This is a genomic window from Shinella sp. HZN7 (genome assembly GCF_001652565.1).
GTDB lineage: Bacteria > Pseudomonadota > Alphaproteobacteria > Rhizobiales > Rhizobiaceae > Shinella > Shinella granuli.
In genome coordinates this window covers 82,261-99,584 of record NZ_CP015744.1, presented here as the reverse complement: position 1 = coordinate 99,584, position 17,324 = coordinate 82,261, and the positions used below count along the sequence as shown (strand labels likewise).

General features: G+C 66.1%; 14 protein-coding genes and 1 pseudogene. 14 read left to right on the top strand and 1 reads right to left on the bottom strand.

What is annotated here, in order from left to right:
- Positions 1-12: 12 nt before the first annotated feature.
- The 14 genes and pseudogenes from shn_RS32705 (at position 13) to aztD (ending at position 16,728) form a co-directional block, all read left to right on the top strand.
- Complete coding sequence (locus shn_RS32705; RefSeq protein ID WP_064334614.1) at positions 13-1,140, top strand: acyl-CoA dehydrogenase family protein; 1,128 nt, start codon at positions 13-15, stop codon at positions 1,138-1,140.
- 64 nt (positions 1,141-1,204) lie between these two features.
- Complete coding sequence (locus shn_RS32700) at positions 1,205-2,437, top strand: 3-methyl-2-oxobutanoate dehydrogenase (2-methylpropanoyl-transferring) subunit alpha (RefSeq protein ID WP_064334613.1); 1,233 nt, start codon at positions 1,205-1,207, stop codon at positions 2,435-2,437.
- A 1-nt stretch (position 2,438) separates the two neighbouring features.
- Positions 2,439-3,452 carry an alpha-ketoacid dehydrogenase subunit beta gene (locus shn_RS32695; protein WP_064334612.1) on the top strand — a complete coding sequence of 338 codons (1,014 nt, stop codon included), beginning with the start codon at positions 2,439-2,441 and terminating at the stop codon, positions 3,450-3,452.
- Positions 3,453-3,455: 3 nt separating this feature from the next.
- A pseudogene (locus shn_RS32690) lies at positions 3,456-4,804 on the top strand (dihydrolipoamide acetyltransferase family protein).
- Positions 4,805-4,808: 4 nt separating this feature from the next.
- On the top strand, positions 4,809-6,197 hold the full coding sequence (lpdA, locus tag shn_RS32685; RefSeq protein WP_064334611.1) for a dihydrolipoyl dehydrogenase: 1,389 nt from the start codon (positions 4,809-4,811) through the stop codon (positions 6,195-6,197).
- Positions 6,181-7,269 (top strand): enoyl-CoA hydratase/isomerase family protein, encoded by a 1,089-nt coding sequence (locus tag shn_RS32680; protein ID WP_064334610.1) that lies wholly within the window; start codon positions 6,181-6,183, stop codon positions 7,267-7,269. Before lpdA ends, shn_RS32680 begins: the two co-directional genes overlap by 17 nt.
- On the top strand, positions 7,266-8,156 hold the full coding sequence (gene mmsB / locus shn_RS32675) for a 3-hydroxyisobutyrate dehydrogenase (RefSeq protein WP_064334609.1): 891 nt from the start codon (positions 7,266-7,268) through the stop codon (positions 8,154-8,156). Before shn_RS32680 ends, mmsB begins: the two co-directional genes overlap by 4 nt.
- A gap of 5 nt (positions 8,157-8,161) precedes the next feature.
- Entirely contained in the window at positions 8,162-8,962 is an 801-nt protein-coding gene (locus tag shn_RS32670) for an enoyl-CoA hydratase (RefSeq protein ID WP_064334608.1), read from the top strand.
- Between the two features lie 178 nt (positions 8,963-9,140).
- Positions 9,141-10,166, top strand: coding sequence for a BMP family protein (locus shn_RS32665; protein WP_064334607.1), 1,026 nt, complete (start codon positions 9,141-9,143; stop codon positions 10,164-10,166).
- 124 nt (positions 10,167-10,290) lie between these two features.
- A complete protein-coding gene (locus shn_RS32660) occupies positions 10,291-11,817 on the top strand; it encodes an ABC transporter ATP-binding protein (protein WP_064334606.1) in 1,527 nt (508 codons plus the stop codon).
- Positions 11,807-12,856 carry an ABC transporter permease gene (locus tag shn_RS32655; protein ID WP_064334605.1) on the top strand — a complete coding sequence of 350 codons (1,050 nt, stop codon included), beginning with the start codon at positions 11,807-11,809 and terminating at the stop codon, positions 12,854-12,856. Before shn_RS32660 ends, shn_RS32655 begins: the two co-directional genes overlap by 11 nt.
- A gap of 2 nt (positions 12,857-12,858) precedes the next feature.
- Entirely contained in the window at positions 12,859-13,800 is a 942-nt protein-coding gene (locus shn_RS32650) for an ABC transporter permease (RefSeq protein WP_064334604.1), read from the top strand.
- The gene (locus shn_RS32645) at positions 13,797-15,089 is read left to right on the top strand and encodes an amidohydrolase family protein (RefSeq protein ID WP_064334603.1); all 1,293 of its coding nucleotides are present in this window, start codon (positions 13,797-13,799) and stop codon (positions 15,087-15,089) included. Before shn_RS32650 ends, shn_RS32645 begins: the two co-directional genes overlap by 4 nt.
- A 409-nt stretch (positions 15,090-15,498) precedes the next feature.
- The gene (aztD, locus tag shn_RS32640) at positions 15,499-16,728 is read left to right on the top strand and encodes a zinc metallochaperone AztD (protein WP_064334602.1); all 1,230 of its coding nucleotides are present in this window, start codon (positions 15,499-15,501) and stop codon (positions 16,726-16,728) included.
- Between the two features lie 193 nt (positions 16,729-16,921).
- On the opposite strand, the gene shn_RS32635 is transcribed toward aztD, so the two are convergent.
- Positions 16,922-17,272: a DUF2200 domain-containing protein gene (locus shn_RS32635; RefSeq protein ID WP_064334601.1), complete on the bottom strand. Its 351-nt coding sequence runs from the start codon at positions 17,270-17,272 to the stop codon at positions 16,922-16,924.
- Between the last annotated feature and the right edge of the window lie 52 nt (positions 17,273-17,324).

Here is a 17,324-nt window from a genome sequence, read left to right as displayed (position 1 = left end):
AGGAGGCCGGACATGATCCTGACGGAACAGCAGACCCAGATCCGCGACATGGCGCGCGATTTCGCCCGCGAGCGGCTGGCGCCGGGCGCGGCCGGGCGTGACGCGGAGAGCCGCTTCCCGCGCGAGGAACTGAAGGAGATGGGTGAACTCGGCTTCCTCGGCATGCTGGTGCCGGAAACCTATGGTGGCTCGGAGACGGGCGCGGTCGCCTATGCCGTGGCGTTGGAAGAGATCGCTGCGGGCGACGGCCCCTGTTCGACCATCATGAGCGTGCACAGTTCCGTCGGCTGCGTGCCCATCCTGAAATACGGCACGGAGGAGCAGAAAGAACGCTTCCTGCCGAAGCTGGCCTCCGGGGGATGGATCGGCGGCTTTGCGCTGACCGAGCCGCAGGCCGGCTCCGATGCTTCGAACCTGAAAACCCGCGCCCGCCGCGACGGCGATCATTATGTCATCGACGGCGCAAAACAGTTCATCACCTCGGGCAAGAACGGCAACCTCATCATCGTCTTCGCCGTCACCGATCCCGATGCCGGCAAGAAGGGCATTTCCGCCTTTCTCGTGCCGACCGATACGCCCGGCTACGAGGTCGTGCGCGTGGAAGAGAAGATGGGCCTGCATTCCTCCGACACGTGCCAGATCGCCTTCAACGCCATGCGCATTCCGGTGGAGAACAGGCTCGGCGCGGAGGGCGAAGGCTACCGGATCGCGCTTTCGAACCTCGAAGGCGGGCGTATCGGCATCGCATCGCAATCCGTCGGCATGGCGCGGGCGGCCTTCGAGGCGGCGCGTGACTATGCCCGCGAGCGCACCGCCTTCGGTGTGCCGATCATCGACCATCAGGCCGTCGCCTTCCGCCTTGCCGACATGGCGACGCAGATCGAGGTGGCCCGCCAGATGGTGCTGCACGCTGCCCAGTTGAAGGAGGAGGGCCTGCCCTGCCTCACCGAAGCCTCGATGGCAAAGCTGTTCGCATCGGAAATGGCGGAAAAGGTCTGCTCCGACGCGATCCAGATCCATGGCGGCTATGGCTACATGTCGGATTATCCGGTCGAACGCATCTACCGCGATGTGCGCATCTGCCAGATTTACGAGGGAACGAGCGACGTCCAGCGCATCGTCATCGCGCGCAATCTGTAGTGTTTGGGCCGTGCCCGCCGCGGGGAGAGCGGTTGGTATGGCCGATAGGGAGGTATGACAGGGCATGACCGAGGTTCCGCATCTGAGCCTGCACGTCCCCGAGCCGGCGGTCCGGCCGGGCGGCGAGCCGGATTTCTCCAACGTCAAGATCGCCAAGGCCGGGTCGGTGCCGCGCCCGCCGGTCGACGCGGCGCCGGAGGACATCCGCGATCTCGCCTATTCGATCATCCGCGTGCTCAACCGCGACGGCGAGGCGGTCGGTCCCTGGGCCGGGCTGCTTTCCGACGAGGAGCTGCTGACGGGCCTGCGCAACATGATGAAGCTGCGCGCCTTCGACGCCCGCATGCTGATGGCGCAGCGGCAGGGAAAGACCTCCTTCTACATGCAGCATCTCGGCGAGGAGGCGGTCTCCTCCGCCTTCCGCAAGGCGCTTGACAAGGGCGACATGAACTTCCCGACCTACCGGCAGGCGGGGCTGCTCATCGCCGACGACTACCCGATGGTCGAGATGATGAACCAGATCTACTCGAACGAGGCCGATCCGCTGCGCGGCCGGCAATTGCCGATCATGTATTCCTCCAAGGCGCACGGCTTCTTCACCATCTCCGGCAACCTCGCCACGCAATATGTGCAGGCCGTCGGCTGGGCCATGGCGTCCGCCATCAAGAAGGACACGAAGATCGCGGCCGCCTGGATCGGTGACGGCTCGACCGCCGAATCCGACTTCCACTCCGCTCTCGTCTTCGCCTCCACCTACAAGGCCCCCGTCATCCTCAACATCGTCAATAACCAGTGGGCCATCTCGACCTTCCAGGGCATCGCCCGCGGCGGCTCGGGCACCTTTGCCGCCCGCGGCCTCGGCTTCGGAATTCCGGCACTACGCGTCGACGGCAACGATTACCTCGCGGTCTACGCCGTCGCCAAATGGGCGGCCGAGCGGGCGCGGCGCAATCTCGGCCCGACGCTGATCGAATATGTCACCTACCGCGTCGGCGCCCATTCCACCTCGGACGATCCGAGCGCCTATCGCCCGAAGACCGAATCCGAAGCCTGGCCGCTCGGCGATCCCGTCCTCAGGCTGAAGAAGCACCTGATCGTGCGCGGCGTCTGGTCGGAGGAGCGCCATACCCAGGCCGAGGCGGAGATCCTCGACGAGGTGATCCAGGCGCAGAAGCAGGCCGAAAGCCACGGCACGCTGCATGCCGGCGGAAAACCCTCGGTGCGCGATATCTTCGAGGGCGTCTATGCAGAGATGCCCGCCCATATCCGCCGCCAGAGGCAGAAGGCAGGATACTGACATGGCAAGAATGACGATGATCGAGGCCGTGCGTAGCGCCATGGATGTCTCGATGGGACGCGACGAAGATGTCGTCGTCTTCGGCGAGGATGTCGGCTATTTCGGCGGCGTTTTCCGCGCGACGCAGGGGTTGCAGGCGAAATACGGCAAGACGCGCTGCTTCGACGCGCCGATCAACGAATCCGGCATCCTCGGCACGGCCATCGGCATGGCGGCCTATGGCCTGAAACCCTGCGTCGAGATCCAGTTCGCCGACTATATGTATCCGGCCTATGACCAGATCACCCAGGAGGCGGCGCGTATCCGCTACCGCTCCAACGGCGATTTCACCTGCCCCATCGTCGTGCGCATGCCGACCGGCGGCGGCATTTTCGGTGGCCAGACCCACAGCCAGAGCCCGGAAGCGCTCTTCACCCATGTCTGCGGGCTGAAGGTGGTCGTGCCCTCCAACCCCTATGACGCCAAGGGCCTGCTGATCGCGGCCATCGAGGATCCGGACCCGGTGATGTTCCTCGAACCGAAACGCCTCTACAACGGTCCCTTCGACGGCCATCACGAAAGGCCGGTCACGCCCTGGTCGAAGCACGACCTCGGCGAGGTGCCGGAGGGGCACTACACGATCCCCATCGGCAAGGCCGAGATCCGCCGGTCCGGCAGTGCCGTCACCGTCGTCGCCTATGGCACGATGGTGCATGTGGCGCTCGCGGCGGCCGAGGAGACGGGGATCGACGCCGAGGTGATCGACCTGCGCAGCCTGTTGCCGCTCGATCTCGACACCATCGTCCAGTCGGTGAAGAAGACCGGCCGCTGCGTCGTCGTGCACGAGGCGACGCTGACCTCCGGCTTCGGCGCGGAGGTCGTGTCGCTGGTGCAGGAGCACTGCTTTTACAGCCTGGAAGCGCCGGTGGTGCGCGTGACGGGCTGGGACACGCCCTATCCGCATGCGCAGGAATGGGACTATTTTCCGGGACCCGCCCGCGTCGGCCGGGCGCTGAAAGAAGTGATGGAGGGCTGAGGGATGGGCGAGTTCGTCATCAAGATGCCCGATGTGGGCGAGGGTGTGGCCGAGGCCGAGCTGGTCGAATGGCACGTCAAGCCGGGCGATCCGGTGCGCGAGGACATGGTGCTCGCCGCCGTGATGACTGACAAGGCGACGGTGGAGATTCCCTCGCCGGTCAACGGTACCGTGCTCTGGCTCGGCGCCGAGATCGGCGATACGGTGGCTGTGAAAGCGCCGCTGCTGCGCATCGAAGTTGCGGGTGAGGGTGGGGGCGACAATGAGAGCGTGACGGAGGAGGGGCGGCAGCCTCTCCCTTCCCTCCAGCGGGGAGAAGGTCTCGCCGGAGGCGAGCCTGAGGACAGGCTTCGGGCGGATGAGGGGGTTTCTCCGCCCTCTCGGAAGGAGCCGCCCGCACCGAAGGAGCCATCCCCCTCATCCGGCCCTTCAGGCCACCTTCTCCCGAGAGGGAGAAGGGGAAAGCCTCGACGGCGGAGACAAGACCGCTTGCCTCGCCTGCCGTGCGGCTGCGCGCGCAGGAGGCGGGCGTCGATCTCAGGCAGGTGGCGGGCAGCGGCCCGGCCGGCCGTATCACCCATGACGACCTTGACCAGTTCATTGCGCGGGGCGCCCAGCCCGTCGCCGTTGCGGCGGGCCTTGCCCGCAAGACCGCCACGGAGGAGATCAAGGTCACGGGCCTGCGCCGTCGCATCGCGGAAAAGATGCGGCTCGCCGCCACGCGCATTCCCCACATCACCTATGTCGAGGAGGTGGATGTCACCGATCTCGAAGACCTGCGCGCGACGATGAATGCCGGCCGCAAGCCCGACCAGCCGAAACTGACCATCCTGCCCTTCCTGATGCGGGCGCTGGTCAAGACGCTCGGTGAGCAGCCCGGCGTCAACGCCACCTTCGATGACGATGCCGGCATCGTCACCCGCCACAGCGCCGTCCATATCGGCATTGCCACGCAGACGCCGGCCGGCCTGACGGTGCCGGTCGTGCGGCATGCCGAGGCGCGCTCGATCTGGGACAGCGCCGCCGAACTCACGCGCCTCGCCGATGCCGCCCGCAACGGCACGGCCGCGCGTGAAGAACTTTCCGGCTCCACCATCACCATCACCTCGCTCGGCGCGCTCGGCGGCATCGTCACGACGCCGATCATCAACCATCCGGAAGTGGCGATCGTCGGCGTCAACAAGATCATGACGCGGCCGGTCTGGGACGGCACCCAGTTCATCCCGCGCAAGATGATGAACCTGTCGTCGAGCTTCGACCACCGGATCGTCGACGGCTGGGATGCGGCGGTGTTTGTCCAGCGCATCAAGGCCCTGCTCGAAACTCCCGCCCTGATCTTCATCGAAGGCTGATGACATGAAAGAGATCGTCTGCAAGCTCCTCGTCATCGGTGCCGGTCCCGGCGGCTACATTTGTGCCATCCGCGCCGGACAGCTCGGCGTCGATACGGTCATCGTCGAGAAGGCAAAGGCCGGCGGCACCTGCCTCAATGTCGGCTGCATCCCCTCCAAGGCGCTGATCCATGCCGCGGAGGAGTTCGACACGGTGCGCCACATGACAGGCCCCAACGCGCTCGGCATCACGGTCGAGGCGCCAAAACTGGACCTTGCCCAGACCATCCGCTGGAAGGACGGCATCGTCGGCCGGCTGAACAGCGGCGTGCTCGGCCTCTTGCGCAAGGCCAAGGTGAAGATCGTGCATGGCGATGCGCGGTTCCGCGACGGCAAGACCGTGGAGGTGGAGACGGAGACCGGCACCCAGCTCATCCGCGCCGAGACGGTCGTCATCGCCACCGGCTCCGAGCCCGTCGAACTGCCGGTGCTGCCCTTCGGCGGCGCGATCCTCTCCTCCACCGGGGCGTTGTCGCTGCAAAGCGTGCCGCAAAGGCTCGCCGTCGTGGGCGGCGGCTATATCGGCCTCGAACTCGGCACGGCCTTCGCCAAGCTTGGCTCTGAAGTGACCGTGGTCGAGGCCATGTCGCAGATCCTGCCGCAATACGATGCCGAGCTCGTCAAGCCGGTCGCAAAGCGCCTCGCCGACCTTGGCGTCAGCGTGCTGACCGGCGTCAGGGCGAAGGGCTATTCCGGCGAAGCGCTGGTGATCGAGACCGCGTCCGGCGCGGAAAAGCGCATTGCCGCGGACAAGGTGCTCGTCACCGTCGGCCGCAGGCCGCGCACCGAGGGCTGGGGCCTTGAAGAGCTCGACCTCGACCGTGCCGGCCGCTTCATCCGCATCGACGAGCGCTGCCGTACCTCCATGCGCGGTGTCTACGCCATCGGCGACGTCACCGGCGAGCCGATGCTGGCGCATCGCGCCATGGCGCAGGGCGAGATGGTCGCGGAGATCGTCGCCGGCCGCAAGCGCACCTGGGACAAGCGCGCCATTCCCGCCGTCTGCTTCACCGATCCCGAGATCGTCACCGCCGGCCTATCGCCGGACGAGGCCCGGGCGCACGGCTACGAGATCCGCGTCGGCCTCTTCCCCTTCAATGCCAACGGCCGCGCCATGACGACCCAGTCGGAAGACGGCTTTGTCCGCGCCGTGGCGCGCGCGGATACGAACCTGGTGCTTGGCCTGCAGGCGGTCGGGGCCGGTGTGTCGGAGCTTTCCAGCGCCTTCTCGCTGGCGCTCGAAATGGGCGCGCGGCTGGAGGACATCGCCGGCACCATCCACGCCCACCCGACCCGCAGCGAAGGCTTGCAGGAAGCCGCATTGAAAGCCCTCGGCCATGCCCTCCACATCTGACCCGCAGACCCTGATTGACCGCACCGGCACGCTCGGCCGCATCCGGCTCAACCGGCCGAAGGCGCTCAACAGCCTGACGCTCTCGATGGTCCGCGACATCGAGGAGGCGCTGGACACGTTCGAAGCCGATCCCGGGATCGCCGCGGTGCTTATCACCGGCGAGGGCGAACGCGGGCTTTGCGCCGGTGGCGATATCCGCATGATCTATGACGGCGGCAAGGCGGGCTCCCGGGAGCCCGTCGATTTCTGGCGCGAGGAATACCGCCTGAACGCACGCCTGAACCGGCTGCAAAAACCCTTCGTCGCCTTCATGGACGGCATCGTCATGGGCGGCGGCGTCGGCGTTTCGGTCTATGCCAGCCACCGCATCGTCACCGAACGCACGCGGCTTGCCATGCCCGAGACGGGCATCGGCTTCTTCCCGGATGTCGGTGCGTCGTGGTTCCTCACGCGCCGGAACAACGAACTCGGCACCTATGCCGGATTGACGGGCGAACCGCTTGCGGCCGCCGACGCCATCGCCTTCGGCCTTGCCGACAGCCATGTGCCTTCGGATCGAATGGCGGACCTGGCCGAAAGGCTGTCCCGCCTGCCGGCTTCCGCCACGCGGGCCGATGTCTCGGCGGCGGTTGGCGCCTTTGCGGTTGCGCCGCCACCGGCGCAGGTGGCGGGACAAAAGCCATTAATCGACCGCCTCTTCGCCTTCGACACGATCGAGGAAGTTCTGGATGCGCTCGCGCAGGATGGGTCGGAGTTCGCCGAGAGGACACGCGGTGTTCTGCGGACGAAATCGCCGCTCAGCCTGAAGGTGACATTGCGCCTGCTCCGTCTCGGACGCGCGGAGGCGTCGCTCGAAGCCTGCCTGGAACGGGAGTTCGCCGCCACGGCGGCCGTGCTGCGCAGCCATGATTTCTACGAGGGTGTCCGGGCCGCGGTCGTCGACAAGGATCGCAATCCGCAATGGCGCCCGGCGCGGCTGGACGAGGTCACCGCCGAGGATGTCGCCGTCTTCTTCGAGCCGTCGGCAGGCCCGCTCTTTGCCGCGGATGCAGGGAAAGGAGAACGCTTATGAGCCCCGTCGCATTCATCGGCCTTGGCCATATGGGCGGCCCGATGGCCGCAAACCTCGTGAAAGCTGGCTACAGCGTGCGCGGGTTCGACCTTGCGCCCGCCTCGCTGGAACTGGCCCGGCAGAACGGGGTCTCGACCGCGGCCTCGGTCGCGGAGACCGTTTCCGGCGCGGGCATCGTAATCACCATGCTGCCGGCCGGCACCCATGTGCTTTCCGTCTGGCAGGAACTGGTCGCCATCGTTCCCTCGGGCACGCTGCTCATCGACTGCTCGACGATCGACATGGCCAGCGCCCGCAAGGCGCATGCGCTGGCCGAGGCACATGGCTGCCCGGCGCTCGACGCGCCCGTCTCCGGCGGGACGGGCGGCGCTTCGGCCGGTACGCTCACCTTCATGGTGGGCGGCGATGCCGATGTCTTTGCCGGTGCGAAAGCCGTCTTTGAAGCGATGGGCAGGAAGATCATCCATTGCGGCGGCGCCTCCGCCGGCCAGGCGGCGAAGATCTGCAACAACATGATCCTCGGCATCAGCATGATCGCCGTGGGCGAGGCCTTCGTGCTCGGCGAACGGCTCGGCCTCACGCATCAGGCGCTGTTCGACGTCGCCTCCGTCTCGTCGGGCCAATGCTGGTCGCTGACGACCTATTGCCCGGTGCCGGGGCCTGTCCCGACCTCGCCGGCCAATCACGAATACGAACCCGGCTTCGCCGCGGCGCTGATGCTGAAGGACCTGAAGCTTTCGCAGGCCGCGGCGGCGGATGCCGGCGCGATGACGCCGCTCGGCGCCAGGGCGGCAGCGCTCTATCAGCGCTTTGCCGACGACGGGTTCGGCGACAAGGATTTTTCCGCCATCATCACCATGTTACGGAACAAGACGGACACGGAATAGCCGGCATGGCATCGATCATCGAGGGAGTGGCTGCGGTGGAACAACCTGTTATCGTCGAGCGGCAGGGCCGCGTCGTCATCGTCACGCTGAACCGGCCGGCGGCTCGCAACGCGCTGAATTCCGAAATCATGCTGGCCTTGGCCGATGACCTTGCCGTGCTCGACCGCGACCCCGGCGTCGGCTGCTTCGTCGTCCGCGGCTCGGAAAAGGCCTTTGCCGCCGGTGCCGACATCAAGGAGATGGCGGACAAGACCTTTGCCGAGATGTACAGCGAGGACTTCTTCGCCGCCTGGGAGCGTTTCGCCGCGCTGCGCACGCCGAAGATCGCCGCGGTCTCCGGTTATGCGCTCGGCGGCGGCTGCGAGCTTGCCATGATGTGCGACATGATCTTCGCTGCCGACACCGCCATGTTCGGTCAGCCCGAGATCAAGCTCGGCGTGATCCCCGGCATGGGCGGCACGCAGCGGCTGACGAAGCTCGTCGGCAAGGCGAAGGCGATGGATCTCATCCTCACCGGCCGGATGATGGATGCGGCGGAAGCGGAACGCGCGGGCCTCGTTTCCCGCGTGATCGCGGCCGACAGGCTGATGGAGGAGACGCTCGCCGCCGCCGCGACGATCGCCACCTATGGAAAGGCGGCGGTGATAGCCGCCCGCGAGGCCGTGGACCGCGCGCTCGAAACGGGCCTGCGCGACGGGATCGCCTTCGAGCGGCGGCTCTTCCACGCCCTGTTCGCAACGGCGGACCAGAAGGAGGGCATGGCCGCCTTCATCGAGAAACGCACGCCGACCTTCACCGGAAAATAAGCGGATCGCCGCCAGCCTGAACGTATATTCGCTCCCAACTCGACGGGTGCGCCGGAACACGCGCCCGTGAACTTTCGGCCGCGCCCGATTGCCGCAGCGAGCGATTTCCCCTATGTTGACCAAGTGGTAAAAAAAGACGCTTTTCAATGAATTGCGCGATAAGCCAGAGGGGAATCGAATGCATCGCAATCCGTTCAATTTCGGCATTTCCAGAAGAACCCTGATCAAGGCCGCCGGCGCGTCTGCTGCGGTCGCTGCCGCGGGCCTGCCGGGCCGCGTGCTCGCCGCCGACCCGCTCAAGGTCGCGGCCATCTATACCGTGCCGGTCGAGCAGCAGTGGGTCAGCCGCATCCACAAGGCGGCCAATGCCGCCAAGGAGCGCGGGGACATCGAATATGTCTATTCGGAGAACACCGCCAACAACGACTACGAGCGCGTCATGCGCGAATATTGCGAGGCCGGCCACAAGCTGATCCTGGGAGAGGTCTTCGGCGTGGAGGACGCCGCCCGTGCCGTCGCCAAGGATTATCCCGACGTCGCCTTCCTGATGGGCTCGAGCTTCAAGCCCGATGCCGCCGTGCCGAACTTCTCGGTCTTCGACAACTATATCCAGGATGCCTCCTATCTTTCCGGCCTCGTCGCCGGCGCGATGACCAAGTCGAAGAATATCGGCATGGTCGGCGGCTATCCGATCCCGGAGGTCAACCGCCTGATGAACGCCTTCATGGCCGGCGTGAAGGAAGTGTCCCCGGACGCCAGGTTCCAGATCGCCTTCATCGGCTCGTGGTTCGATCCGCCCAAGGCCAAGGAAACCGCCTTCGCCCAGATCGATGGCGGTGCGGACCTGCTCTATGCCGAACGTTTCGGCGTGTCCGATGCGGCGAAGGAAAAGAACGTCCTGGCCATCGGCAATGTCATCGATACCCAGGCGGACTATCCGGAGACCGTGGTCGCCTCCGCGCTGTGGCATTTCGAGCCGACGCTGGACAAGGCGATCGCGGAAGTGAAGGCCGGCGCCTTCAAGGCGGACGACTATGGCGTCTATTCCTTCATGAAGAACGGCGGCTGTTCGCTCGCGCCGCTCGGCACCTTCGACAGCAAGGTTCCCGACGACGTGAAGGCCAGGATCGCCGAGAAGGAAAAGGCGATCAAGGACGGTTCGTTCACCGTCGAGATCAACGACGCAGAGCCGAAATCGAGCTAGCCTTCCACGTTCTGACGATCGCGGGGAGAAATGGCTGGCGGCATGAGGATATTTCCCTTGCTGCGGCCACTTCTCCCTGCGAGCAGAGCAACCCTGCCCTCAAAGTCCTTTCCCGGTCGCCAACGTGTCCGATACACCCGTCCTCCGTCTTTCCGGTATCAGCAAGCGTTTCGGTCCGCTGAGGGCCAACGACGACATTTCCTTCGACCTGAAGCGCGGCGAGGTCATTGCGCTGCTCGGAGAGAACGGCGCCGGCAAGACGACGCTGATGAACATTCTCTTCGGCCACTATGTCGCCGACGCGGGAACCGTGGAGGCCTTTGGCGAGCCGCTGCCGCCGGGCGATCCGCGTGCCGCGCTCGATGCCGGCATCGGCATGGTGCACCAGCATTTCACCCTGGCCGACAACATGACGGTGCAGGAGAACATCGCGCTGGGCACGCAAAGCCTCTGGCGTGCCCGGCTCGACAGAACGCTGGCGCGGCAGCGCATCGCGCAGCTCTCCGCCGACTTCGGCCTGGCCGTCGATCCCGCGGCCACCGTCTCCACGCTTTCGGTCGGCGAACGCCAGCGTGTCGAGATCCTCAAGGCGCTCTATCGCGACGCCCGCATCCTGATCCTCGACGAGCCGACCGCCGTTCTGACCCCGGCCGAGACCGATGCGCTGTTTCGAACGTTGAAGCTGCTTGTCGCCAAGGGCCTGTCGATCATCTTCATCTCCCACAAGCTGCACGAGGTGATGGCCGTCAGCGATCGCGTGCTGGTGCTGCGTGCGGGCCGGCTTGCCGGCGAACGCGAAACGGCATCGACCGATCGCAAGGAACTGGCCGCCCTCATGGTCGGCCAGGAGGTGAAGCCGGCGGAGGTCAGTCCGGCCACTGTCGGGGCGCCGCTCTTGGAGCTCGAAGGCGTCTCCACCGCGCCCTATAACGGGGCTGCACTCGACGACGTGTCGCTCACCCTCAGGGCCGGCGAGATCACCGGCCTTGCGGGTGTTTCCGGCAATGGCCAGGCGGCCCTTGCCGCGCTTATCGCCGGCACCCAGCGCGCCACCGGCGGCCGCATTTCCGTCGCCGGGCGGGAGGTTGCCGGCTGGTCGCCACGCGTCGCGCTCGACCACGGCGTGGCGCGCATACCGGAAGACCGCCATGCCGTCGGCACCATCGGCGACATGAGCGTCACCGAGAATGTGATCGCCGAGCGCTACGGCAGCCCGCGCTTCAGCCGCATGGGTTTTCTCGACTGGAAGGCCGCCCGTCGCTTCGCCGAGAAGATCATCGCCGACTATGATGTGAAGTGTCCCTCGCCCGAGGCGCGCATACGCCTGTTGTCGGGCGGCAACATGCAGAAGCTCATCCTGGGCCGTGCGCTTGATCCGGAGCCGGCGGTCATTCTCGCCAGCCAGCCGACGCGCGGCCTCGATGTCGGCGCCGTCGCCTACGTCCATCGCATGCTGCTCGCAGCGCGGGAACGGGGCGCGGCCGTGCTGCTGATTTCGGAAGACCTTGAGGAAATCCTGGCCTTGTCCGACCGCATCATCGTCATGTCCAAGGGACGCCTGTCGACCCCCTCCGCACGCGGCGAACGCAGCATTCGCGAACTGGGGGAACTGATGGCCGGCCACAGCGGGGAGCGCAGCGATGCGGCTTGAGCCGAAACCCGCGCCGACGCTGGCGGTCACCCTCCTGTTCCCGCTGGCGGCCGTCGTCGCCACGCTGCTGTTGGTCTCGCTTCTGGTCCTGGCCGCCGGCGCCTCGCCGCTCTCGGTGTTCTATCTCGTCGCCAAGGGTGCGGCCGGCTCGCAATTCGCGCTCTTGGAAACCCTGACCCGCGCGACGCCACTGATCTTCACGGGCCTTGCCGTCGCCGTCGCCTTCCGCGCCAAGCTCTGGAACATCGGCGCCGAGGCGCAGCTCTATATCGGCGGCGTGGTCACCGTGGTGCTCGGAACCGGTGCCCTGCCCCTGCCCTCGGTCATCCTGATCCCCGTGCTCATGGCCGCGGCGATGGCGGCCGGCGCGCTGCTGCTGCTCGGCCCCGCCGTGCTGAAGACGCGCTTCGGCGTCGACGAGGTGGTCACCACGCTGCTCTTGAACTTCATCGTCCTGCTCTTCGTGTCGATGCTGCTGGAGGGCGTGCTGAAGGATCCGATGGGGCTGGGCTGGCCGCAATCCCAGAAGGTCGTCGCGGAGGCGCAACTGCCGCGCCTCATCCAGGGCAAGCGCCTGCATCTCGGCTTCGTCATCGCAATCATCGCGGCCATCGTGGTGTGGATCATCACGAAGAAGACCAAGCTCGGCTACGAGATGCGCGCCGTCGGCCACAATCCCGAAGGCGCGCGTTTCGTCGGCATCCCGGTCAACCTCGTGCTGATGAAGACGGCGTTGCTCTCCGGCGGGCTGGCCGCGCTTGCGGGCTTTTCCGAAGTGTCCGGCCTCAAGGGTAACCTGACGCTCGATCTGTCGGCCGGTTATGGCTATACCGGCATCGTCGTCGCCATGCTGGCGATGCTCAATCCGCTCGGCGTCATCGCCTCGGCCATCTTCGTCGCGGGCATCTTCGTCGGCGCCGATGCGATGAGCCGCGCCGCCAAGGTTCCGAGCTACATCGCCGACGTCATGGTGGCCACCTCGCTTTTGACCATGGTGGTGGCGATCCTTCTGACGCGCTACAGGATCAGGTGGAGGTGATGATGGACGCGTTTGAAATCCTCTTCACCGCCTCCTTCTGGGTCGCCGTCATCCGCATCGCCTCGCCGCTGATCTTCGCGACCATGGGTGAACTGATCTGCGAGCGGGCCGGCGTGCTCAATCTCGGCATCGAGGGCATCATGACCGTCGGCGCCTTCGCCGGCTGGTTCACCGTCTATAGCGGCGGCGACCTGTGGGCCGGCGTGCTGGTGGCCGCCCTTGCCGGCGCCCTGTTCGGCCTGCTGCACGCCACGCTTACCGTGCCGCTCGGCCTGTCGCAGCATGTCGTCGGTATCGGCGTCACGCTGCTGGCGACCAGCTTCACCTATTTCACCTATCGCCTAGTGCTGCCGGAAGTGACGTCGCCGCCGAAGATCGAGCCGTTCCAGCCGCTGGCGATCCCGGGCCTCTCGAATATCCCCGTGCTCGGCGAGGCGCTGTTCACGCAGACGCCGCTGACCTACCTTGCCTTCCTGGCCGTTATCCTGGTCACCTGGGTGCTCTATCGCACGCCCGTCGGCCTTGCCGTGCGCGCGGCGGGCGAAAACCCGTCCGCCGTGGAAGCGCAGGGCATCTCGGTCACCGGCATCCGCATGGGCGCCGTCGTCGTCGGCAGTGCGCTGATGGCGGTCGGTGGCGCCTTCCTCACCATGTCGGCATTCAACTCGTTCTTCTTCCAGATGATCAATGGTCGCGGCTGGATCTGCATCGCGCTCGTCGTCTTCGGTTCGTGGCGGCCGGGCAAGGCGCTGGTCGGCGCTATCCTGTTCGCCGCCTTCGACGCCTATCAGATCCGCCTGCAGCAGATATCGGGCGGCATCGTGCCCTACCAGGTCTTCCTGATGATGCCCTATGCGCTGTCGATCCTGGCGCTGATCCTGGTGGCGCGCCGCGCCAGCTATCCCAAGGCTTTGATGATACCGTACCAGAAAGGCGAAAGATGAGCTTCGACCTGATCGTCAAGGGCGGCACGCTGCCCGATGGAACCGTCGCCGATATCGGCATCAAGGGCGAGACGATCGCCGCGATCGAGCCGCGGCTCGACGCCGCCGCCGGCCGTGTCGTCGACGCGTCGGGCAACCTTGTCAGCCAGCCCTTCGTCGACCCGCATTTTCATATGGATGCGACGCTCTCCTACGGCCTGCCGCGCATCAACGCCTCGGGCACGCTGCTCGAAGGCATTGCGCTCTGGGGCGAGCTCAAGCCGCTCCTGACGCACGAGGCCGTCAGGGAGCGCGCGCTTGCCTATTGCGACTGGGCGGTTTCCATGGGTCTGCTCGCCATCCGCACCCATGTCGATACCTGCGACGATCGCCTGCTGGCGGTGGAAGCCCTGCTCGAGGTGAAGAAGGAGATCGCCCCCTATATCGACCTCCAGCTCGTCGCCTTCCCGCAGGATGGCCTCTACCGCTCGCCCAATGCCCGCGAGAACACCATTCGTGCCCTCGACATGGGTGTCGATGTCGTCGGCGGCATCCCGCATTTCGAGCGCACCATGGCGGACGGCACGCGGTCGGTCACCGAGCTTTGCGAGATCGCGGCCGAGCGCGGCCTGATGGTGGACCTGCACTGCGACGAGACGGACGATCCGCTGTCCCGCCATATCGAGCAACTGGCCTACGAGGCCCAGCGGCTCGGCCTGCAGGGCCGGGTGGCGGGCTCGCATCTCACCTCGATGCATTCGATGGACAATTACTACGTCTCCAAGCTGCTGCCGCTGATTGCCGAGGCGGGCGTGTCGGCGATCCCTAACCCGCTCATCAACATCATGCTGCAGGGTCGCCACGACACCTATCCGAAGCGCCGCGGCATGACGCGCGTGCCCGAGATGCTGAAGGCCGGCATCCGTGTCGGCTGGGGCCAGGACTGCGTGCTCGACCCCTGGTACTCGCTCGGCACCGCCGACATGCTGGATGTCGCCTTCATGGGGCTGCACGTCGCCCAGATGTCCTCGCCCGCGGACATGCGCGCCTGCTTCGACATGGTGACGCGGGTCAATGCCGAGATCATGGGCCTCGACCATCTCGGCCTCGCCGTCGGCAAATCGGCAAGCCTCGTCGTGCTCGATGCGGGCAATCCCATCGAGGCAGTGCGCCTGCGCGCCGAACGACTCTGCGTCGTCTCGAAGGGCAAGGTCGTGGCCGAGCGCGAAAAGCGCGAGACCGCTCTCTCGATCGAGGGCCGCCCGGCAAGCATCAACCGCCGCCACGTCGTGCCGCCACAGGCGCGCTAAGCCTGCTCCCGCCACGACCCGCAGCAAGAGGCGGACAAGGGCCGCGGCGGATGGTTGCCGGGTGGCTGCCCGATCCCTCGCGGACATTCGCGGCGATCTGCCGTCTGGTGGCCATGGCCGCTGGTGTCGGTCCTCTTCCGGAGATCGCGGCCCGGCGCTGCCGGCCAACTGCATTCGGCTGCGCACGCTCTGGTGATACGCCGCCTGCTGCTCCACTCAACGATCCCGGTCGCTCGATCCCTCGCCTGCCGCCTGCTGGAGCATATCGTGGCCGGATGAGACCTGCGGGCATAACTCAAGCGGCCGCTGGACTGGCAGGAGCCTTCCTGATGCCGCCACGGACACTGGACAATCGGAATGTAACGCTATAACAAAACTATGTTACGTTATTACATTAATAGGAGATCATATGCCCCGCTCCGGTTCCGGCGTCCTTCTCGCCACCACCGTCCTCGCGACCCTCGCCCTTCCAATGGCCGTCCATGCGGACGAGGAGCCGCGCGCGACATGGCGGCTGTTCGTCGCCGATCACACGCAGCCCGTGGTTCGCGCCATCGATCTGGGCACGGATAAGGAAATCGGCCGCTTTGACCTGAAGGGCTATGCGGCCCTTTCCCTGAGTGAGACGGGACGCACCGTCTTCGCTGTCCAGGGCGATCAGAATGTGATCCACGCGATCGACACCGGCATTGTGCTTTCGGACCACGGCGAACATCGCGATATCGAGGTCAGGGAGCCAAGACTCCTTGCCACGACCATCAGCGGCGAGAAGCCCGGCCATGTGGTGGCCCATGGCGATGATCTCGCGATCTTCTACGACCGCGGCGGCAAGTTTGATCTCGTCAAGGAAAGTGCGCTTCTGGAAGGCAAGGCGGACCTGAAACCCTATGACACGATAGCAGCGCACCACGGCGTCGCCGTCCCGATGGGCAATCATCTGCTCGTTTCCGTGCCGGACATGGAAGCGGCGGTGAAGGAGGGCGAACTGCCGCCCCGTCTTGGCCTGCGCGTGCTGGACGGGGACGGAAAGCAGGTGGGCGACGTCGCGACCTGCACGGGGCTGCACGGCGAAGCGACCTCGGCGCGGCTGGTGGCTTTCGGCTGCGCGGAGGGCGTGCTTGTCGCCCGCCCGGGCGGCCTGGACGGTCCGAAGCTCGACATGCTCGCCTATGGCGACACGCTGCCGGAGGGCAAGGTCTCCACCCTGCTCGGCGGCACGTCCATGCAGTTCTTCCTGGGGAACTACGGCGAAGACAAGGTCGTGCTCATCGATGCGGACGCCAGGGAGCCCTACCGCCTGGTCGAACTGCCGCTGCGGCGGGTCGATTTCATCCTCGATCCCGCCAGGCCGCGCAACGGCTATATCCTGACCGAAGACGGCAAGCTCCATCTGCTGGACGTCGTGGACGGCGCGATCACCAAGTCCGAAACCGTCACCGAACCCTACAGCAAGGACGGGCATTGGCGCGACCCGCGCCCGCGTCTGGCGGTTGCCGGCGATCACATTGCCGTCACCGACCCGCGCAAGGGTCTCGTGCGTCTCGTCGATCCGGAGACGCTGAAGGAGACGCGCACCATCGCCGTCGAGGGCCAGCCCTTTGCGATCGTTGCCGCCGGCGGATCGGGCGCCACCCACTGAGGCCGTTTCGCCGAGGAATGCCGGCTTGCCGGCATTCCCTTCTCCGCCTGGACCTGCTCGGCAGGGGGCTGTCGAAAGCCGGCGCGGCGGAGGCGGACCACCCGGGCGAGCTTTGGGACGGCGCCTTCAGGAAAGGCTTCGCCTTCCCGCTGGGCGGCCTCGCCCCGAGAGGATGAGCGGCCGGCGCCACAGATCAGGCCCGCAGGATCTTTTCCATCGCCTTGCCTTTCGCAAGTTCGTCGACCAGCTTGTCGAGGTAGCGGATCTCCCGCATGGTCGGCTCCTCGATCTCCTCGACGCGGACGCCGCAGACCGTGCCCTTTATCGCGGATCGCGCCGGATTCATTGCGGGTGCCCGGGCAAAAAAATCCTCGAAGCTGGTTTTCCGTGCCAGTTGATCGTTGAAAGCCGCGAGGCTGTATCCGGTCAACCAGCAGATGATCTCGTCGACCTCCGCCTTCGTGCGGCCTTTCTTCTCCGCCTTCGCGACATAGTGGGGATAAACGCTGGCGACGCTGATGGAATAAATGCGATGTCCTGCCATGGTGTCCTCCTGATCGAGTCCGCTCCGGTCTCCACTGGCAGTGGGGCGGGAA